The sequence below is a fragment of the Bordetella tumbae genome (genome assembly GCF_965139195.1).
Lineage (GTDB): Bacteria > Pseudomonadota > Gammaproteobacteria > Burkholderiales > Burkholderiaceae_B > Bordetella_A > Bordetella_A tumbae.
This window is the reverse complement of record NZ_CBCSJH010000028.1, coordinates 31566-50499: the sequence shown is the minus strand read 5'-3', so window position 1 is coordinate 50499 and position 18934 is coordinate 31566. Positions and strand designations below refer to the sequence as shown.

Sequence of the window (18934 nt, the reverse complement as noted above, 5' to 3'; positions counted from 1 at the left end):
CTTCGGTATCCGCTCGCTCGCCCACGAGGNGCCCTGACACGGCAGCCGCCCCGCAGCGACTCGCAATTTCTCTGGTTCCCTGCGATGCTGGGATGGGCGGTTTGCTTGGCGTTTTTTGGGCTGTTTGTGAAGGGACGAAGATTTTGCGGGGTTGCGATAACTGGGCGCCTACGGGCGCGCCCAGTTATCGCGTTTAAGCAGGGCAGGCGTAGACTGTGTGGGCGATGGCCTTTGGCGGAAGATCTCTCTAGATGCGCTTTTAGGCCAGGGCAAGCACGGCTCAACTACCGCAGCACCCGATCCAGCACCGCCCCAAACCGCGCCGCATCCTGAAACCCCACAACGCGGGCATCAGCAACCGGCGCCCCACCCGGCTCAAAGAACAAAATCCCCGGCGGCCCAAACAACCTGAACCGCTTCAGCAACTCCCGATCGTCCGCATTGTTCTGCGTCACATCAGCCTGCAGCAGCAACATCCGCGACATCTTGCTGGCCACAGCCGGATCAGAAAACGTAAACCGCTCCATTTCCCGGCACGACACACACCAATCCGCGTAAAAATCCAACATCACCGGCCGCGTACTTTGCGCCAACAACGCATCCAGCTCAGCGGTGTTGCGTACCCGCCTGAATTCCACATGATCCGCAGCGGCGACCGCCTGGCCTGACGCCTCACGCTGCACCAAATGCGACAGGGGCTGAAGCACATCACGGCCACCACTGGCAGCCCCCACGAGCCATGCCGCAGCCGCCAACGCCAGCAGCAAGCCGATGCCCTTTGCGAACATACGGGGAGCCCCGGCAGTGCTCGGCAGTGCGTCAAAAGCGCGCAACATCACCGCGCCCACGATAGCCAGGAAAGCCCAGCCCGTCATCTGCAGCCACGTCGGCGTGACAGGAATCAACATCCACCATGCCGTCGCCAACAGCAGCATGCCAAACAAGCGCTTGACCCCATCCATCCACGGACCGGCCTTGGGCAATAACGCTCCCGATGAAGCCCCGACAACGAGCAACGGCACCCCCATCCCCCATGCGAGCGCAAACAACGCTGCCGCCCCCAACACCACGTCACCCGTCTGCGAGATATACAGCAAGGCTCCAGCCAGCGGCGCCGCCACGCAAGGCCCCACAATCAATGCCGATATCGCCCCCATTCCCAGAGCGCCGGTCACGCGCCCTCCAGGGATACGCGCCGAGCGGGCCGTCAGCCAGCTTTGCACCGCCCCCGGCACCTGAAAATCAAAAGCTCCAAACGTCGCGACAGCCAGCAGAACCAGCACTGCAGCGAACACCGCCAGGATCCAGGGCGTCTGCAGCCACGCAGCCAGACCGGCGCCGCTCAGGCCTGCCGCTACGCCGAGCGCCGTATAAACCACCGACATGCCCAACACATAGGCCGCTGCCAGACCCAGCCCACGCCAGCGCCCTGGACGCTCATCGCTCGTTCCCCCGACCACAATCGAGGACAGAATGGGGATCATGGGCAATACGCATGGCGTCAACGCCAACAGCAATCCGAGTACCCAGAACACTCCTGCCGTCTTCAACCATCCCAGTCCACTGATGGCATCAGCCAATCCGGTATCACCCGCCGACAACAGCGCACCGAAGCCGCCGGGCGGCTCTGAGCGGCCCTGGACGCCGGTCGACGTGTCAACCGTAGCCGCTCTGCCTAGGGCCAGGCCTGACCCCGATGCACGTGCATCCACGCCATCCAGCGCATATCCTCCAGCCACCGGCTCGAGCTTGACCGTATGATCTGCCGGGGGATAGCACAGCCCCGCATCGGCGCACCCCTGGCTGGTGACTTTCAAAACAAAGGGCTGATCTCCGGCAACCGGCACGGAGATCGTCACCTGACGGTGGTAGACCTCCATGTTCTTTTCGAATGTCGGGTCGTATTTGACTTCCCCTTGGGGATAAACCGGCGCCCCCAACGTCACAGCCCCCGAGGGGTCGGCCGACAGCTCGAACCGCTCGCGATACATGTAATACCCCGGCGCAATGCGATATTGCAGTTGCAGCGTTTCCGGGCTCGTCATGGCGGCCGTGAATGCAAATGCTTGCTCAGGCGGCAGGAAGTCATCCTCCGACAACGCAGCAGCCGGGCGCCAAGCAAGCAAAACCCAGATCGCCAGCGCGATCAAGGCACTCCACCCATACCGCCCTGCCGACGGTGCACGAACCATAAACTGATGCATCACATTCTCTTTGTTACCCAATCCGCGAGACCGCTCATCTACAAACCGGGATGACCATCCATCGGAATAACAACGGCCCAAGTAGGCTCATCATTCCAAGGGCGTGCCGTTAGCCTGCTCGCGTACCCAATCCAGATAGGGGGCGCTGCCGCCAATCACAGGCACGACGATGATTTCAGGCACCTCATAGGGATGTAGTTTAGCCAACGCCTGTACGACGGCATGCTGTTGGCCTGCAGTCGTCTTGATCCACATCGGAATCTCATCGGCCCCCTCGATCTGGCCTTGCCAGCGATAGATGGACAAAATGGGAGCGCCGAGGTTCACACAGGCTGCCAAGCCATCTTCGACGAGTACATGGGCAATACGTTTCGCCAGCAACAGATCCGGGGCGTTACTGATGACCAACACGATATCGTCTTCACGCAACATGACGGCTCCTGAAAACGGCTTGCACCGCAGTGTCGATCAGGTATCTTACTTTGTATGCCATGCTGTGCGACGCCGTGATCGAATCTCGCCTGACCCAACCGGTGGCACCGAATGGTGCGTGGCGCGGCATCCCTTATCCTGAGAGACCGTATCGCCATGTCAGACTCATGCCTGTTTTGCCGCATCGCACAAGGTCAAATCCCCGCTCACGTTGTGCACGAAGACGAGCACACGCTGGCATTTCTGGACATTCACCCTGTCCGGCCCGGCCATGTGCTCATCATTCCCAAGCAACATTACCCGTATTTTGAGGATATCCCGCAACAACAGGCCAACCATATCCTGGGCTTGGGCCAATCCCTGTCACGGGTGATGAAGGCCTTGTATCAGGTAGAACGCGTGGGCTTTGTGTTTACCGGGATCCATGTCGCGCATGCTCATGCACACCTCATCCCCATGCACGAACTGCAGGACGTTACCTCCACACAGTACATCGCCCAGAAGGATCTGGAGTTCATCATGCCGCCACAACCGCCGGCCGAGCAATTGGTGGCGACGGCAGCTCAATTACGTGAGGCTCTCAAGGCAAATCCCTGACGAAAGCTGCAAAGCCTGCCGGGGGCCGTGGCATCGTCGGATTGCGCCTGCGCCGGGTAGAGGTGAGATGGACGGTAAAAAACAAAGGCGAGCCCGAAAGCTCGCCTTTGCGCTTATCCACTGACCGGATTATTCGGCAGCGTTGTCAGCCTCAGTTTCCTCGACTTCAGGACGATCAACCAATTCCATGTAAGCCATGGGAGCGTTATCGCCTTGGCGGAAACCCATTTTCAGGATGCGGGTGTAGCCGCCGTTACGGGCCGCAAAGCGGGGACCGATTTCAGCGAACAGTTTCACCACAGCATCGCGATCGCGCAGACGGGCAAAAGCCAGACGCTTGTTCGCCAGAGTGGGTTCCTTGCCCAGGGTGATCAGGGGCTCAACGACGCGGCGCAGTTCTTTCGCCTTGGGCAGCGTGGTCTTGATCGCTTCGTGGGTCAACAACGAAACGGCCATGTTGCGAAACATGGCAAGACGGTGGCTGCTAGTACGATTGAGCTTACGCAAACCATTACCGTGACGCATGATAAGTTCCTTTTGAATCTAAAGGCGGCGCATGCACCGCCAGGTTATCCGAATCTTCTATCGGTCTGTCGCCAGGCCGCGGTCCGGTGGAAAATCGATGAATTAAATGAACGGCTTAGGGACGTTCCAGACCCAAGGGCGGCCAGTTCTCGAGCTTCATGCCCAAGGTCAAGCCACGTGCAGCCAGGACTTCCTTGATTTCGTTGAGCGACTTGCGACCCAGGTTCGGGGTCTTGAGCAACTCGTTTTCGGTACGCTGGATCAGGTCGCCGATGTAGTAGATGTTTTCGGCCTTCAGGCAGTTGGCCGAACGCACGGTCAGCTCCAGATCGTCGACCGGGCGCAACAGCACCGGGTCGATCTGCGGCGTGCCGCGGACCGGGGCTTCGTACGAATCGCCAGCGCCTTCCAGTGCGGCAAACACGGAGATCTGATCCATCAGGATGCGGGCCGATTGACGGACGGCTTCCTCGGGCGAAATCACGCCGTTGGTTTCGATGTCCAGCACCAGCTTGTCCAGGTCGGTACGCTGTTCGACACGAGCGCTCTCGACGGCATAGCTGACGCGGCGCACGGGGCTGAACGAGGCGTCCAACACGATACGGCCGATGGTGTGCGTGCGGTCTTCGGACAGCGCGCGCACGTTACCCGGCACATAGCCACGGCCCTTTTCGACCTTGATCTGCATTTCCACTTTACCGGCGTCGGTCAGGTTGCAGATGAGGTGATCAGGGTTGATGATTTCGACGTCATGGGGCAGCTCGATGTCGCTGGCCAATACGGCGCCAACACCGTTCTTGCGTAGCACCAAGGTGACTTCGTCACGATTATGCAGCTTGAACACCACGCCCTTCAGGTTCAGCAGGATGTCGACGACATCTTCGCGCACACCAGGGATGGTGGAATATTCGTGCACAACACCGGTCATTTGGACTTCGGTAGGCGCATAGCCCGTCATCGAAGACAGCAAAATACGGCGCAGGGCGTTACCCAGCGTGTGGCCGTAGCCACGCTCGAAGGGCTCCATCACGATCTTGGCATGGTGAGTGCCGACCGGTTGAACTTCAATGGAACGCGGCTTCAGAAAACCTTGAGTGGACATGTACAGTATTCCTTTTCAATACCCTCGGCTCGTTACACCGATAAGGCTGATGGAAACAACAACATCAAGCAACGTCGGATGACCCGGCGTGTCTTGAAAGAGGCAGCAAAAAAGCTGTTTATAACAACCGCAAAACCCGCTTGCGTGAATTTCACGCCAAGCGGGCTGCTGCGGGACTTGCCATCGATGATCACAGCAAGCAGCGCAGCAAGATAGCCGCGCTGGCTATGATTAACGCGAGTACAGTTCGACGACCATCGATTCGTTGATATCGCGAGCGACATCAGCGCGATCGGGCATCGCCTTGAAGGTACCGGCCATCTTGCTGGCGTCGACTTCCACCCATTGGGGGATGCCGATGCTCGAAGCCAGATCCAGCGATTCGCGAATGCGGCCTTGTTTCTTGGCTTTTTCACGAACGGTGATCACGTCACCAGCCTTGACGATCAGCGAAGCGATGTCAGCGGTGTGGCCGTTCAGTTCGATAGCGCGGTGGCTGACCAATTGGCGAGCCTCGGCACGCGTCGAGCCGAAGCCCATGCGATACACCACGTTGTCCAAGCGCGATTCCAGCAATTGGATCAGCGTTTCGCCGGTGTTGCCACGGCGGCGTTCGGCTTCAGCGAAGTACTTGCGGAATTGCTTTTCCAGCACGCCGTACATGCGCTTGAGCTTTTGCTTTTCACGCAGCTGCAGACCGTAGTCAGAGGTGCGGGCACCCGAAGTGCGGCCATGTTGACCGGGCTTGGAATCCAGCTTGCACTTGGAATCCAGCGAGCGACGGGCGCTCTTCAGGAACAGATCGGTACCCTCGCGACGCGAGAGTTTGCATTTGGGTCCAGTATAACGAGCCATGTGGATTCCCTTTAGATACGACGACGCTTCGGCGGACGGCAGCCGTTATGCGGCACGGGCGTGATATCGGCGATGCTCGAGATCTTGATGCCCAGCGCATTCAGCGCACGCACGGACGATTCGCGACCAGGACCGGGGCCCTTGATACGCACTTCGAGAGTCTTGATGCCGTATTCCAGCGCCACGCGGCCTGCCGTTTCGGCAGCCACCTGAGCGGCGAACGGCGTCGATTTACGCGAGCCCTTGAAGCCCGCGCCACCCGAAGTCGCCCACGACAGGGCATTGCCCTGACGGTCGGTGATGGTGATGATGGTGTTGTTGAACGACGCGTGAACGTGCGCAATGCCGTCCGAGACGTTCTTCTTGACCTTTTTGCGTACGCGCGAGGCGCCGCTGGTAGAAGCTTTCGCCATAATCTAAGTTCCTCGATTATTTCTTCAGGGACGCAGCAGCACGACGCGGTCCCTTGCGGGTGCGAGCGTTGGTGCGAGTGCGCTGGCCGCGCACGGGCAAACCGCGCTTATGACGCATGCCGCGGTAGGTGCCCAAATCGATCAAACGCTTGATCGAGAGTTGCACTTCGCGACGCAGGTCACCTTCGACCGTGAACACACCAACGTGTTCGCGGATGCGTTCCAGTTCAGCGTCGGTCAGATCCTTGACCTTTTTGGAAAGGGGTACATTTGCAGCTTCGCAGATCTTGCGAGCGCGCGTACGACCGATGCCAAAAATGGCGGTCAGGCCGATCTCGGCGTGCTGTTGCGGCGGAATGTTAATGCCAGCAATACGGGCCATGACTGTTCCTTGAATAAATCCGTTGCGTGTCGCTAACCAGGGTTAGCCTTGACGCTGCTTGTGACGCGGGTCGGTGCAGATCACTCGCACCACGCCGTGACGTTTAATAACTTTGCAGTTGCGGCAAATCCGCTTAACCGATGCCATTACTTTCATGGTTGACTCCTAATTTTCCGTAATCCGGGTTGCTCATTTCGAGCGGAACACAATTCTTGCCCTTGTCAGGTCATAGGGCGTGAGCTCCACAGTGACCTTGTCGCCCGGCAGAATCCGGATGTAATGCATACGCATCTTGCCGGAAATATGGCCTAACACCACGTGGCCGTTTTCGAGCTTGACGCGAAAAGTCGCGTTGGGGAGGTTCTCTAGAACCTCGCCTTGCATCTGGATGACGTCGTCCTTAGACATTCTCTTTGCTACCGCATCGGCAAACCTGAGGAGCCCTTGAAGTTCGCCTTTTTAAGGAGCGAATCATACTGGTGCGACATCATGTAGGCCTGAACCTGGGACATGAAATCCATCGTCACCACTACGATGATCAACAAGGACGTGCCACCAAAATAAAACGGTACATTCCAACGCATCACCAAGAACTCTGGGAGCAGACACACGAGGGTGATATACAGCGCACCCACCAGCGTCAAGCGCATCAGGATCTTGTCGATGTAGCGCGCTGTTTGCTCGCCCGGGCGGATGCCAGGAACGAACGCACCACTTTTCTTCAGGTTATCTGCCGTTTCGCGGCTGTTAAACACCAACGCCGTGTAGAAAAAGCAGAAGAAAATAATCGCAGCCGAGTACAACGTGATGTAGAGCGGTTGACGAGGCTCAAGAGCCGCCGCCAGGTCACGCAACCACAACATGCTGTCACCCGTCGAGAACCAGCTGGTAATCGTGGCCGGGAACAGAATGATCGACGACGCAAAGATCGGCGGAATCACCCCAGCCATGTTCAGCTTCAACGGCAAGTGCGAGCTTTGACCACCGTAGATCTTGTTGCCCACCTGACGCTTGGCGTAATTCACTGTGATCTTGCGTTGTCCGCGTTCCACGAACACCACAAAAGCAGTGACCAACACCACCAAGGCCACGATAAACAAAGCCGACACCACCGACATTGCGTTGGTACGAACCAGATCCAGCAATCCAGCCAGCGCCGAAGGCAGCCCAGCAACAATACCCGAGAAAATCAAGATCGAGATACCGTTACCCAGGCCACGCTCGGTGATTTGCTCACCCAGCCACATGACGAACATGGTGCCAGTCAGCAACGTCACGACCGTCGTGAAGCGGAACAGCATACCTGGATCAATGACCAGGCCAGGCTGCGACTCCAACGCCACCGAAATACCCACCGCCTGCACCAGCGCCAGCACGACCGTGCCGTAGCGGGTGTATTGGGTGATCTTGCGGCGGCCGGCCTCGCCCTCTTTTTTGAGGGCTTCCAGCGACGGAACCACGACAGACATCAACTGCATGATGATCGATGCAGAGATGTACGGCATGATCCCCAAGGCGAAGATCGAAAAGCGCGACAACGCGCCGCCCGAGAACATGTTGAACAGGCCCAGGATACCGCCCTGGTTCTGGCGGAACAGGTCCGCCAGTGCGTCCGGATTAATACCCGGCACGGGGATGTGAGTCCCCAGCCGGTAAACCACCAAGGCCAGGACCAGGAACACGAGACGGCGTTTCAAATCGCCGTACTTCGGTCCGGTTTTGCCCAGTGCCTGTGCGTTAGCCACGTATTACCTCGCAATCAAGCAAGCGAGCCGCCCGCGGCTTCGATGGCGGCGCGAGCGCCAGCCGTCGCGGTGAGGCCCTTGAGCGTCACTTTGCGCGAGAGTTCACCCGACTTGATGACCTTGGCGTAGCGGACCTGTTGGCCCACGACTCCAGCAGCCTTCAGCGCTTGCACATCGATTTCGTCGATGGGCAGGGCTTGCAGTTCCGACAAGCGGACTTCGGCGTACAGGTGCTGACCCAGGGGCGTGAAACCACGCTTGGGCAGACGACGCTGCAGCGGCATTTGACCGCCTTCGAAGCCGACTTTGTGGAAACCGCCCGAACGCGATTTTTGACCCTTGTGGCCACGGCCGGCGGTTTTACCCAGACCCGAACCGATACCACGGCCAACGCGGCGCTTGGCGTGCTTGGCGCCCTCAGCGGGCTTCAGCGAATTAAGTTGAATATCCGACATCGTGATTCCTTAGGCTTCCGAGACGGAGACAAGATAATCCACTTTACGGATCATCCCGCGCACCTCGGGCGTGTCGACCAGAATGCTGCTGCTGTTCAGACGGCGCAGACCCAGGCCACGAACGGTGTCGCGGTGGGATTGCTTGGTGCCGATGACCGAGCGCACGAGGGTAACTTTGATCTGCTTCTGAGACATGATTTACCCCAGGATCTCTTCGACAGTCTTGCCGCGCTTGGCAGCGACTTCCGACGGAGTCAGGGAAGCGCGTAGCCCATTCAGCGTGGCACGGACCATGTTGTAGGGATTGCTCGAGCCGAGGCTCTTGGCAACAACGTTACGCACACCCATCACTTCGAAGATAGCGCGCATCGGGCCGCCGGCGATCACGCCGGTACCTTCGGCTGCCGGGGAAATCAGCACGGTGGAAGCACCATGCTTGCCCACGACGGTGTGATGCAGCGTGCCGTTCTTCAGCGCAACCTTGAACATGCCGCGACGGGCCTGTTCCATGGCTTTCTGGACGGACACCGGCACTTCACGCGCCTTGCCCTTGCCCATGCCGATACGGCCATCGCCGTCACCCACCACGGTCAGCGCGGCGAAGCTCATGGTGCGACCACCCTTGACCACCTTGCTGACGCGGTTGACCGCGATCATCTTTTCGCGCAGGCCGTCGTCGTTCTCTTTTTCCGCGGCGCCTTTGCCTTGTACTTTAGCCATTTGACAAATCCTCGCTTAGAACTTCAGACCGGCTTCACGCGCGGCATCGGCCAGCGCTTTCACGCGGCCATGGTAACGAAAGCCCGAGCGATCGAAAGCGACCAGTTCGATACCGGCAGCCTTTGCCTTTTCGGCTACGCGCTTGCCCACCAGCGTGGCAGCGGCGGTGTTGCCGCCCTGACCGGTTTGGCCGGCCAGTTGCGCACGCACTTCGGGTTCCAGCGTCGAAGCGCTGACCAGCACGCGATCGCCTTCCGGCGAAATGATGTTGGCGTAGATGTGCAGGTTCGAGCGGAAAATCGAGAGGCGGTGAACGCGCAACTCGGTGATCTTCCGGCGGGTCGGAACCGCACGACGCAAACGGGAAACTTTTTTGTCCATGATTCGTCCTTGCGTGCGCCGTTATTTCTTCTTGGTTTCTTTAATGACGACGCGTTCGTCCGCATAGCGCACGCCCTTGCCCTTGTAGGGTTCGGGTTCGCGATAAGCGCGGATTTCAGCGGCCACTTGACCGACGACTTGCTTGTTGGAGCCCTTGATGACGATTTCCGTCTGGGTGGGGCACTCGGCCTTGATGCCAGCGGGCAGCTTATGCACAACGTCGTGCGAGAAGCCCAACTGCAGCTTGACAGCGTCGCCTTGGATCTGGGCACGATAACCCACACCCACCAGCGTCAGCTTGCGCTCGAAGCCCTTGCTCACGCCAGTCACCATGTTGGCGACCAGAGCGCGCACGGTGCCCGACATGGCGCCAGCGTGGCGCGAGTCGTCAGCAGCAACGAACGTCAGCTTGCCGTTGTCTTGACCAATCGTAACGTGACCGGTCAGCTCTTGGCTCAAGGTGCCCAACGGGCCCTTGACGGTGATCTGATCCTGTTGGATGTTGGCTTCAACACCCTTGGGCAGGTCTACCGGATATTTAGCGATACGTGACATTAGAATTTCTCCTTAGGCCACGTAGCACAGGACTTCGCCGCCGACGCCGTTTGCACGGGCCTTGCGGTCGGTCATAACGCCGCGCGAGGTCGAAACGATGGCCACGCCCAGGCCGTTCATGACCTGAGGAATACTGCTACGGCCCTTGTAGATACGCAGACCAGGGCGCGAAACGCGTTCGATGCGCTCGATAACCGGACGGCCAGCGTAGTACTTCAGGGTGATTTCCAACTCAGGCTTAGCCTGCGTGCCTTTGACTTCAAAGCTGTCGATGTAGCCTTCATCCTGCAGCACAGCGGCAATAGCCGCCTTCAGCTTCGAGGAGGGCATGCTCACCGTAATTTTGTCAACTTGCTGCGCATTGCGAATGCGAGTCAGCATATCGGCGATGGGATCGCTCATGCTCATGTTTTTTCTCCTACCAGCTGGCCTTGGTGATGCCGGGGATTTCACCCTTCATCGCCATTTCACGCAGTTTGTGGCGAGTCAGCCCAAACTTGCGGAAGACACCACGCGGACGACCCGTGACCACGCAGCGGTTACGCTGGCGAGTCGGGTTGGCATTGCGCGGCAGTTGTTGCAGCTTCAGCCGAGCTTGGTAACGTTCTTCGTCGGTCTTCGACTGGTCGTCGATGATCGCTTTCAATTCGACACGGCGAGCGGCGAACTTGTCAGCCAGCTTGGCGCGCTTGATATCGCGATTGATGAGGGAAAGTTTAGCCACGTCATCAGCCCCTTAGTTACGGAACGGGAAGCTGAAGGCGGTCAACAGTGCCTTGGCTTCGTCGTCGGTCTTGGCGGTGGTGGTGATGCTGATGTTCAGCCCACGCAACGCGTCGATCTTGTCGTACTCGATTTCGGGGAAAATGATCTGCTCTTTCACCCCGATGTTGTAATTGCCGCGACCGTCGAATGCACGACCGGAAATACCGCGGAAGTCGCGCACGCGAGGCAACGCAACCGCCACCAGGCGATCCAGGAATTCGTACATGCGCTGGCCACGCAACGTCACCATGCAACCGATCGGGTAGTTTTCGCGGATCTTGAAACCGGCGATAGCCTTACGGGTCTTGGTGATGACGGGCTTTTGGCCGGCGATCTTCGTGAGGTCAGCAACAGCGTGCTCGATGACCTTTTTGTCAGCAACCGCTTCCGAGACACCCATGTTCAGGGTGACCTTGGTGATGCGCGGCACTTCCATTTGGCTCTTGTAGCCAAATTTCTCTTTCAGGTCAGGAGCAACTTTGCTCTTGTAGAGTTCTTGCAAACGAGACATGTCTGTCGCCCCTTACGCCTTGGCGCCGACAACGGCACCATTGGAACGGAACACGCGGACCTTGCGGCCGTCGACTTCTTTCACGCCGACGCGATCGCCCTTGCCGGTGGCCGGGTTGAACAGCGCCACGTTGGAAATATGGATCGGCAAGGTCTTTTCGACGATACCGCCAGGGTTGTTGGCCATGGGATTGGCCTTGACGTGCTTTTTGACGACGTTAACGCCCTCGACCAGAACGTGGTCGGCATCAACGCGAGCCAGCACGGTGCCACGACGGGTTCTGTCGCGGCCGGTCAGGACGATGACTTCGTCGCCTTTACGGATGTTGTTCATCGTGGGCTCCTTACAGCACTTCGGGGGCCAGCGACACGATCTTCATGAAACGCTCGGTACGCAATTCGCGCGTAACGGGTCCGAAGATGCGGGTGCCGATGGGCTCCAGCTTGGCATTGAGCAACACGGCGGCATTGCCACCGAAGCGGATCAGCGAACCGTCTTTGCGGCGCACACCCTTGGCGGTGCGAACCACCACGGCGTTGTAAATTTCGCCTTTTTTGACGCGCCCGCGCGGAGCCGCATCTTTGACGCTCACCTTGATGATGTCGCCGATACCGGCATAACGGCGCTTGGAGCCACCGAGCACCTTGATGCACATAACAGCGCGCGCACCGGTGTTGTCGGCCACGTCCAGCGTGGTCTGCATTTGGATCATGATTTTTCCTGTTCCAACTTAACTGGAATTACGATTTCCCGACCAGGGGATAGCGCGATTCCTGCCAGTTTTGGTCCCGTCAGGTCCGCCGAACGCCTTGAAGACATCTTCAAAACACTGCAGCGACCCTGGGTTGAAATCCTGCGGATACTTTCCCCGGTACCCTTATCGGCCTACCTCAGCCATCACGCTGTAGCACATCGCCGGTACAGGCAACTCGGGAAAGTCTGTAATTCTAGCTCGCTCCCAGATTGGATGCAAGCCTTTTGTGTAAAAAGTGTGCAATACCGCCACACCAGCAAAAAAAGCCCCGGCGCTGCGCCTTCGGCTTGCTGCCACCGAGGGGGCGTTTTTCTTTTGAGGCGGCCCTGCAACAAAAAGCGGCAAGGACAAAAGCATCCTCACCGCTTTTTTCCATGAGGGTGAACAACTGGGAGTCCCGGTTGCCCGCCCACCTGGCTTGCATCATTAGATGATGCGGACTGCTTCGATCAAGCGCACCACGCTCCAGGACTTCGAGCGGGAGATCGGACGACCTTCAGCGATTTCGACAGTGTCGCCTTCGTTGTACTGGTTCGACTCGTCGTGTGCTTTGTATTTAGCAGAGCGCATGACGATCTTGCCATAGATGGGGTGCTTGACGCGGCGTTCGACCAGAACGACGACCGTCTTGTCCATCTTGTTGCTGACGACCTTGCCGACCAGCGTACGCTGGCGCTTGGCGACTTGAGTGGTTTGAGTTTCGCTCATAATTATTTCCCTGCCTTCTCGGTCAGCAAGGTACGAACGCGAGCGATGTCGCGACGTACATTGCGCAGCTGGGTGGTGTTGCCAAGCTGCTGCGTGGCTTTCTGCATGCGCAGACCGAATTGTGCCTTCAGCAGGCTCTCGAGCTCGGTTGTGAGCTCGGCGGCGTCTTTCGAACGGAGTTCGCTAGCTTTCATTGTGTACTCCTTAAGCACCGATATGACGCGCGACGAACGTGGTCGAGATCGGCAGCTTGGCAGCGGCCAGGCGGAACGCCTCGCGCGCCAGCTCTTCGCTGACCCCTTCCATTTCGTAGAGCACCTTGCCGGGTTGGATCTCGGCAACCCAGTACTCCGGGTTACCTTTACCATTACCCATCCGGACTTCGGCAGGCTTTTGCGAGATCGGCTTATCCGGGAAAATACGAATCCAGATACGGCCGCCACGCTTGATGTGACGGTTGATAGCACGACGAGCGGCTTCGATCTGACGGGCGGTCAGACGGCCACGGCCGGTGGCCTTCAGACCGAACTCGCCGAACGACACGTTCGTGCCGCGCGTGGCCAGACCGGTGTTGCGGCCCTTCTGCTCTTTGCGATACTTTCTGCGAGAGGGTTGCAGCATGGTTATTCTCCTTCAGGAGCCGGAGCCGCATCCGCCTTGCGGGGACCACGGCCACGACCACCCGGACGACCCGGACGATCGCCACCAGGACGATCGCCACGCGGCGCGCGACGCGGACGGCGCTCTTCTTCACGCGGGGCTGCGGTTTCCGGCGGCAATTCGCCGTTGGCCAGCATATCGCCCTTATAGACCCAGACCTTGATGCCGATCACACCGTAGGTGGTGTGGGCTTCGGAGGTACCGTAGTCGATATTGGCTTTCAGCGTGTGCAGCGGCACACGGCCTTCGCGGTACCACTCGGTGCGAGCGATTTCGATACCGTTCAGACGGCCCGAGCTCATGATCTTGATGCCTTGGGCGCCCAAACGCATGGCGTTTTGCATGGCGCGCTTCATGGCACGGCGGAACATGATGCGCTTTTCGAGCTGTTGCGAGATCGAATCAGCGATCAACTGAGCGTCGGTTTCCGGTTTGCGGATTTCCTCGATGTTGACGTGCACAGGCACGCCCATCAGACGCTGCAGATCAGCCTTCAGGTTTTCGATGTCTTCGCCGCGCTTGCCGATCACGACGCCCGGACGAGCCGAGTAAACCGTGATACGTGCATTCTTGGCGGGACGCTCGATGATGACGCGACCAACAGAAGCGCTCTTGAGCTTTTTCTTCAGGTATTCGCGGACGCGGATGTCTTCGGCCAACATAGTGCCGAAAGCTTTGTCGTCTGCGAACCAACGTGAAGACCAATTACGGGTGACCGCGAGACGGAACCCAGTGGGGTGAATTTTCTGACCCATCGTGACTCCTTAGGCTCCGACCTTGACCGTGATATGGCAGGTCTGCTTCTCGATGCGGTTACCGCGGCCCTTGGCGCGAGCCGAGAAACGCTTCATCGATTGCGCCTTGTCGACGAAAATCGTGGTGACTTTCAATTCGTCGATATCAGCGCCGTCGTTGTGTTCGGCATTGGCGATGGCAGACTCGACAGCCTTTTTCAGGATGCCGGCAGCCTTCTTGGGGGAAAAGGTGAGGATATTCAGCGCCTGAGCAACCGACTTGCCGCGGATCAGGTCCGCAACCAGACGGGTTTTCTGGGCCGAGATGTGAACCCCACGGATAATGGCAGTAGTTTCCATCGCTTACCTCTTCGCCTTCTTGTCCGCTGCGTGGCCCTTGAACGTACGGGTCAGCGCGAACTCGCCGAGCTTGTGACCGACCATGTTCTCGTTGATATAAACGGGAACGTGCTGGCGACCGTTGTGCACCGCGATCGTGAGACCGATGAAATCGGGCAGGATCGTGGAACGGCGCGACCAGGTCTTGATCGGCTTCTTGTCTTTGCCCGCGATAGCCTTGTCCACCTTCTTGACGAGGTGAGCATCGACAAACGGGCCTTTCTTGATCGAACGTGACATAGTGTTCGCCTCTTACTTGCGCTTGCGCCGTTGGACGATCATATTGTTCGTCCGCTTGTTGCGACGGGTCTTGAAACCCTTCGAGGGCGTGCCCCACGGGCTGACCGGTTCGCGTGCTTCGCCGGTACGGCCTTCGCCGCCACCGTGCGGGTGATCCACCGGGTTCATGGCAACACCACGAACCGTCGGACGCACACCGCGCCAACGCATTGCACCGGCCTTGCCGATCTGGCGCAGGCTGTGTTCTTCGTTACCGACTTCACCGATGGTGGCACGGCACTCAATGTGAACGCGACGGACTTCGCCCGAACGCAGACGCACTTGAGCGTAGGTGCCTTCACGGGCCAGCAACACCGCCGATGCGCCAGCCGAACGCGCCATTTGGGCGCCCTTGCCGGGGATCATTTCGATGCAGTGGATCGTGGTACCCACGGGGATGTTACGGATAGGCAGCGTGTTACCGGCGCGGATCGGGGCTTCGATACCCGAGACCAGCGTGGCACCCACTTCCAGACCGCGCGGCGCAATGATGTAGCGACGCTCACCGTCGGCGTAGCACAGCAAAGCAATGTGCGCCGTACGGTTGGGGTCGTACTCGAGGCGTTCGACCTTGGCCGGAATGCCATCTTTGTTGCGACGGAAGTCGACGATACGGTAGTGCTGCTTGTGACCACCGCCACGATGACGAATCGTGATGTGACCGTTGTTGTTACGGCCAGAACCACGGGTCTTCTTTTCGAGCAGCGCAGCGTGCGGCGCGCCTTTGTGCAGGTTCGGGCTGACAACCTTCACCATGCCACGGCGGCCTGCCGAGGTCGGTTTTACTTTGACGAGGGCCATTTACTTCACCTCCGCAAAGTCGATTTCCTGGCCTTCTTTGAGCGCAACATAAGCCTTGCGCTCAGTGCGACGACGGCCCATGAAACGGCCAAAGCGCTTGACTTTGCCCTTACGGTTGAGGACCTGCACGGACTCGACCTGCACCTTGAACAGCAGTTCGACGGCAGCCTTGATTTCCGGTTTGGTAGCGTCAGCCACGACACGGAAAGCGACTTGCTGATTTTTTTCGGCAACGAAGGTGGCCTTTTCGGTCACCACCGGAGCCAAGATGACTTGCATCAAGCGTTCGGCGTTCATCCCAGCATCTCCTCGAGTTGAGCGATGGCCGGCTTGGTGATCAGCACTTTTTTGTAGTGGATCAGCGACAACGGATCGGCATAACGGGGCTCGACCACGGCAACATGCGGCAGGTTGCGGGTGGCGAGGTAAACATTTTCATCAACGTTGTCCGTGATGATCAACACCGAATCCAGACCCAGGGTCTTCAGCTTGGACACTGCAACCTTGGTCTTGGGGGATTCGAGGTCGAACGTATCGACGACAGCGATGCGGTCTTCGCGAGCCAACTGGGACAGGATCGAACGGATACCCGCGCGATACATCTTCTTGTTGACTTTTTGGCTGAAGTTTTCTTCAGGCGAATTCGGGAAGGTGCGACCACCCCCACGCCACAACGGCGACGAAGTCATACCAGCGCGAGCGCGGCCGGTACCCTTTTGACGCCAGGGCTTCTTGGTGGAGTGCTTGACTTCGGCACGGTCTTTCTGAGCACGATTGCCGCTGCGAGCGTTGGCCTGGTAGGCCACGACGACTTGGTGAACCAGCGCTTCGTTGAAATCGCGACCGAAAATGGTGTCAGGCGCGCTAAACGTCGCGGCTTCACCTTGGTCATTCAGGAGCTTGAGATCCATGTTGCTTACGCCCCCTTCTTGGCCGGCGCCTTGATGGCCGGACGCACGACGACATCGCCGCCAGCGTGGCCGGGGACAGCGCCCTTGACCAACAGCAGACCGCGTTCGGCGTCAACACGCACGACGTCGAGGTTTTGAACGGTACGGGTAACATCACCCAAGTGACCAGACATGCGCTTACCCGGGAAAATACGGCCCGGATCTTGTGCCTGACCGATCGAGCCCGGAACACGGTGCGAACGGGAGTTACCGTGCGACGCGCGCTGCGAACCGAAGTGGTGGCGCTTGATCGTACCGGCGAAACCCTTACCGATGGTGGTACCCGTGACATCGACTTGCTGGCCGGCTTCGAAAACCGATTCCACAGCGATGACGGCGCCCGGCGTGAACTCGGCCAGACGGGCCGGATCCAGACGGAACTCTTTCAGGATGCTGCCGGCTTCGGTGCCAGCTTTGGCGTAGTGACCAGTTTGAGGCTGGGCAACACGCGAGGCACGACGGGTGCCATAAGCCACTTGAACTGCGGCGTAGCCGTCAGCTTCCAGAGACTTGATCTGGGTCACACGGTTGTTCGACACGTCCAGCACGGTCACCGGGATGGATTCACCTTCCTCGGTAAAAATGCGGGTCATGCCGACCTTGCGACCCACCAGACCCAACCGATGCGCGGCGGGCGTGGGCGTCGAATTCGACATTGTTTTCTCCATTCCCGACTGCGATTGGTCGGGGCTAATCAGGCGAAAGGTAAAGGCTTTCACCCTACAGGGCCAAGTAACCAAAACCGCGTGCTTTACTACTGCGCTATTGCTACTGCACTAGCATGCGGCCAGGGTTGCTGTTGCCACAAAATGGCAAGCTTCGCATATTAGCATGATTTTTCCTGGCAACACAAGTAGTTAGCCGCATATGGCCGTGCGAAGGCGAGGAATTCTGGCGCATCTATGCAACAGCATTGCTGTGCGGCGAAGGTCACATATCACCGCTATGCCCAAAAGAAAAAAGCCACACTCTCGACGAATGTGGCTATTTTCAATGCCAGGTAGAAAACCTGGCACAAGCCCAACAGGGCCAGACAGCTTATTGCAGTGCGATTTCCACGTCGACACCAGCCGGCAGATCCAGGCGCATCAGAGCGTCCACGGTCTTGTCGGTGGGATCCACGATGTCCATCAGGCGCTGATGAGTACGGATTTCGAACTGATCGCGCGACGACTTGTTCACGTGAGGCGAACGCAGCACGTCGTAACGACGGATACGCGTGGGCAGGGGCACCGGACCACGAACCACAGCGCCAGTGCGCTTGGCGGTGTCGACGATCTCGGCGGCAGACTGATCGATCAGCTTGTAGTCAAAGGCTTTCAAGCGGATGCGGATCTTCTGGTTTTTCATGGTGTTTCCTAAAGAACGAAAAGCGAAGGCAGTTCAGAGGATAGTACTGCCTTCGCTGGTGGGGGGTCGCCTTAGGCGATGATCTTGGCGACGACGCCAGCGCCGACGGTACGGCCGCCTTCACGGATAGCGAAGCGCAGACCTTCTTCCATGGCGATCGGAGCCAGCAGCTTGACGGTCATCGACACGTTGTCGCCCGGCAACACCATTTCCTTGTCCTTGGGCAGGTCGATCGAGCCGGTCACGTCCGTCGTACGGAAGTAGAACTGCGGACGATAGCCGTTGAAGAACGGCGTGTGACGGCCACCTTCTTCCTTGGACAGAATGTACACCTCAGCGGTGAACTCGGTGTGCGGCGTGATCGAACCCGGCTTGGCCAACACTTGGCCACGCTCGACGTCTTCACGCTTGGTGCCGCGCAACAGAATACCCACGTTGTCGCCCGCTTGACCTTGGTCCAGCAGCTTGCGGAACATTTCCACGCCCGTGCACGTCGTCTTCACCGTCGGCTTGATGCCCACGATTTCGATTTCTTCGCCGACTTTGACAATACCGCGCTCTACGCGACCCGTCACCACCGTGCCACGACCCGAGATCGAGAACACGTCTTCCACAGGCATCAGGAACGCACCGTCAACCGCACGCTCAGGCGTCGGG

General features: G+C 58.7%; 33 protein-coding genes. 1 reads left to right on the top strand and 32 read right to left on the bottom strand.

Translation table 11 applies throughout. The annotated features are described in order from the left end of the window. Positions 1–284 precede the first annotated feature (284 nt). Together dsbD and cutA are read right to left on the bottom strand one after the other, a co-directional pair. The gene (gene dsbD / locus ACNA0J_RS22320; RefSeq protein ID WP_415821061.1) at positions 285–2204 is read right to left on the bottom strand and encodes a protein-disulfide reductase DsbD; all 1920 of its coding nucleotides are present in this window, start codon (positions 2202–2204) and stop codon (positions 285–287) included. Between the two features lie 90 nt (positions 2205–2294). After that, positions 2295–2636 (bottom strand): divalent-cation tolerance protein CutA, encoded by a 342-nt coding sequence (gene cutA, locus ACNA0J_RS22315; RefSeq protein WP_415821060.1) that lies wholly within the window; start codon positions 2634–2636, stop codon positions 2295–2297. Positions 2637–2792: 156 nt separating this feature from the next. On the opposite strand from cutA, the gene ACNA0J_RS22310 reads away from it, so the two are divergent. Then, entirely contained in the window at positions 2793–3233 is a 441-nt protein-coding gene (locus tag ACNA0J_RS22310; RefSeq protein WP_415821059.1) for an HIT family protein, read from the top strand. 129 nt (positions 3234–3362) lie between these two features. Here the strand turns inward: ACNA0J_RS22310 and rplQ are convergent, their stop codons facing one another. The 30 genes from rplQ to ACNA0J_RS22160 all read right to left on the bottom strand — a co-directional run. Further along, complete coding sequence (gene rplQ / locus ACNA0J_RS22305) at positions 3363–3758, bottom strand: 50S ribosomal protein L17 (protein ID WP_094823915.1); 396 nt, start codon at positions 3756–3758, stop codon at positions 3363–3365. A gap of 115 nt (positions 3759–3873) precedes the next feature. After that, positions 3874–4860: a DNA-directed RNA polymerase subunit alpha gene (locus tag ACNA0J_RS22300; protein ID WP_094823916.1), complete on the bottom strand. Its 987-nt coding sequence runs from the start codon at positions 4858–4860 to the stop codon at positions 3874–3876. Between the two features lie 231 nt (positions 4861–5091). Continuing rightward, a complete protein-coding gene (gene rpsD / locus ACNA0J_RS22295) occupies positions 5092–5715 on the bottom strand; it encodes a 30S ribosomal protein S4 (protein ID WP_415821058.1) in 624 nt (207 codons plus the stop codon). Positions 5716–5726: 11 nt separating this feature from the next. Then, a complete protein-coding gene (rpsK, locus tag ACNA0J_RS22290) occupies positions 5727–6128 on the bottom strand; it encodes a 30S ribosomal protein S11 (RefSeq protein ID WP_006216516.1) in 402 nt (133 codons plus the stop codon). 16 nt (positions 6129–6144) lie between these two features. Then, a complete protein-coding gene (rpsM, locus tag ACNA0J_RS22285; RefSeq protein ID WP_012251748.1) occupies positions 6145–6510 on the bottom strand; it encodes a 30S ribosomal protein S13 in 366 nt (121 codons plus the stop codon). 42 nt (positions 6511–6552) lie between these two features. Further along, the gene (gene rpmJ, locus ACNA0J_RS22280) at positions 6553–6666 is read right to left on the bottom strand and encodes a 50S ribosomal protein L36 (protein ID WP_003806928.1); all 114 of its coding nucleotides are present in this window, start codon (positions 6664–6666) and stop codon (positions 6553–6555) included. 33 nt (positions 6667–6699) lie between these two features. Next, complete coding sequence (infA, locus tag ACNA0J_RS22275) at positions 6700–6918, bottom strand: translation initiation factor IF-1 (protein ID WP_003806927.1); 219 nt, start codon at positions 6916–6918, stop codon at positions 6700–6702. Between the two features lie 8 nt (positions 6919–6926). Further along, positions 6927–8255, bottom strand: a complete 1329-nt coding sequence (gene secY / locus ACNA0J_RS22270; protein WP_094823918.1) for a preprotein translocase subunit SecY — start codon at positions 8253–8255, stop codon at positions 6927–6929. A 14-nt stretch (positions 8256–8269) separates the two neighbouring features. After that, the gene (gene rplO / locus ACNA0J_RS22265) at positions 8270–8710 is read right to left on the bottom strand and encodes a 50S ribosomal protein L15 (RefSeq protein WP_415821057.1); all 441 of its coding nucleotides are present in this window, start codon (positions 8708–8710) and stop codon (positions 8270–8272) included. A 9-nt stretch (positions 8711–8719) separates the two neighbouring features. Next, on the bottom strand, positions 8720–8905 hold the full coding sequence (gene rpmD / locus ACNA0J_RS22260; RefSeq protein WP_094823920.1) for a 50S ribosomal protein L30: 186 nt from the start codon (positions 8903–8905) through the stop codon (positions 8720–8722). A gap of 3 nt (positions 8906–8908) precedes the next feature. Further along, on the bottom strand, positions 8909–9430 hold the full coding sequence (rpsE, locus tag ACNA0J_RS22255) for a 30S ribosomal protein S5 (protein ID WP_012251752.1): 522 nt from the start codon (positions 9428–9430) through the stop codon (positions 8909–8911). Between the two features lie 15 nt (positions 9431–9445). Further along, positions 9446–9811 carry a 50S ribosomal protein L18 gene (gene rplR / locus ACNA0J_RS22250; protein ID WP_094823921.1) on the bottom strand — a complete coding sequence of 122 codons (366 nt, stop codon included), beginning with the start codon at positions 9809–9811 and terminating at the stop codon, positions 9446–9448. A 21-nt stretch (positions 9812–9832) separates the two neighbouring features. Beyond that, positions 9833–10366, bottom strand: coding sequence for a 50S ribosomal protein L6 (rplF, locus tag ACNA0J_RS22245; RefSeq protein WP_415821055.1), 534 nt, complete (start codon positions 10364–10366; stop codon positions 9833–9835). A 12-nt stretch (positions 10367–10378) separates the two neighbouring features. Continuing rightward, positions 10379–10774 carry a 30S ribosomal protein S8 gene (gene rpsH / locus ACNA0J_RS22240; protein WP_415821053.1) on the bottom strand — a complete coding sequence of 132 codons (396 nt, stop codon included), beginning with the start codon at positions 10772–10774 and terminating at the stop codon, positions 10379–10381. Between the two features lie 10 nt (positions 10775–10784). Then, on the bottom strand, positions 10785–11090 hold the full coding sequence (gene rpsN / locus ACNA0J_RS22235; RefSeq protein ID WP_415806905.1) for a 30S ribosomal protein S14: 306 nt from the start codon (positions 11088–11090) through the stop codon (positions 10785–10787). 12 nt (positions 11091–11102) lie between these two features. After that, a complete protein-coding gene (rplE, locus tag ACNA0J_RS22230; protein ID WP_094823924.1) occupies positions 11103–11642 on the bottom strand; it encodes a 50S ribosomal protein L5 in 540 nt (179 codons plus the stop codon). A 12-nt stretch (positions 11643–11654) separates the two neighbouring features. Next, the gene (gene rplX / locus ACNA0J_RS22225; RefSeq protein WP_415821052.1) at positions 11655–11975 is read right to left on the bottom strand and encodes a 50S ribosomal protein L24; all 321 of its coding nucleotides are present in this window, start codon (positions 11973–11975) and stop codon (positions 11655–11657) included. Between the two features lie 10 nt (positions 11976–11985). Further along, positions 11986–12354 (bottom strand): 50S ribosomal protein L14, encoded by a 369-nt coding sequence (gene rplN, locus ACNA0J_RS22220; protein WP_003806916.1) that lies wholly within the window; start codon positions 12352–12354, stop codon positions 11986–11988. 468 nt (positions 12355–12822) lie between these two features. Continuing rightward, positions 12823–13104 (bottom strand): 30S ribosomal protein S17, encoded by a 282-nt coding sequence (gene rpsQ / locus ACNA0J_RS22215; RefSeq protein ID WP_094823926.1) that lies wholly within the window; start codon positions 13102–13104, stop codon positions 12823–12825. 2 nt (positions 13105–13106) lie between these two features. Then, positions 13107–13298 (bottom strand): 50S ribosomal protein L29, encoded by a 192-nt coding sequence (rpmC, locus tag ACNA0J_RS22210; RefSeq protein ID WP_094823927.1) that lies wholly within the window; start codon positions 13296–13298, stop codon positions 13107–13109. 10 nt (positions 13299–13308) lie between these two features. Further along, positions 13309–13725: a 50S ribosomal protein L16 gene (rplP, locus tag ACNA0J_RS22205; RefSeq protein ID WP_029579982.1), complete on the bottom strand. Its 417-nt coding sequence runs from the start codon at positions 13723–13725 to the stop codon at positions 13309–13311. A 2-nt stretch (positions 13726–13727) separates the two neighbouring features. Further along, positions 13728–14519, bottom strand: coding sequence for a 30S ribosomal protein S3 (gene rpsC / locus ACNA0J_RS22200; RefSeq protein WP_415806904.1), 792 nt, complete (start codon positions 14517–14519; stop codon positions 13728–13730). 9 nt (positions 14520–14528) lie between these two features. Further along, positions 14529–14858 (bottom strand): 50S ribosomal protein L22, encoded by a 330-nt coding sequence (rplV, locus tag ACNA0J_RS22195; protein ID WP_066124713.1) that lies wholly within the window; start codon positions 14856–14858, stop codon positions 14529–14531. A gap of 3 nt (positions 14859–14861) precedes the next feature. Beyond that, entirely contained in the window at positions 14862–15137 is a 276-nt protein-coding gene (rpsS, locus tag ACNA0J_RS22190) for a 30S ribosomal protein S19 (RefSeq protein ID WP_415821051.1), read from the bottom strand. A gap of 12 nt (positions 15138–15149) precedes the next feature. Next, positions 15150–15977 (bottom strand): 50S ribosomal protein L2, encoded by an 828-nt coding sequence (gene rplB / locus ACNA0J_RS22185; protein ID WP_094823930.1) that lies wholly within the window; start codon positions 15975–15977, stop codon positions 15150–15152. Continuing rightward, positions 15978–16274: a 50S ribosomal protein L23 gene (gene rplW, locus ACNA0J_RS22180; RefSeq protein ID WP_094823931.1), complete on the bottom strand. Its 297-nt coding sequence runs from the start codon at positions 16272–16274 to the stop codon at positions 15978–15980. Continuing rightward, complete coding sequence (gene rplD / locus ACNA0J_RS22175; protein ID WP_415821050.1) at positions 16271–16888, bottom strand: 50S ribosomal protein L4; 618 nt, start codon at positions 16886–16888, stop codon at positions 16271–16273. The genes rplW and rplD overlap by 4 nt, the downstream gene beginning before the upstream one ends. Before the next feature lie 5 nt (positions 16889–16893). Beyond that, a complete protein-coding gene (gene rplC, locus ACNA0J_RS22170; RefSeq protein ID WP_415806903.1) occupies positions 16894–17583 on the bottom strand; it encodes a 50S ribosomal protein L3 in 690 nt (229 codons plus the stop codon). A 382-nt stretch (positions 17584–17965) separates the two neighbouring features. Then, positions 17966–18277 (bottom strand): 30S ribosomal protein S10, encoded by a 312-nt coding sequence (gene rpsJ / locus ACNA0J_RS22165; protein WP_012251770.1) that lies wholly within the window; start codon positions 18275–18277, stop codon positions 17966–17968. Between the two features lie 71 nt (positions 18278–18348). Next, a partial coding sequence (locus ACNA0J_RS22160) for an EF-Tu C-terminal domain-related protein (protein ID WP_415821049.1) occupies positions 18349–18934 on the bottom strand: 586 nt, incomplete at its 5' end.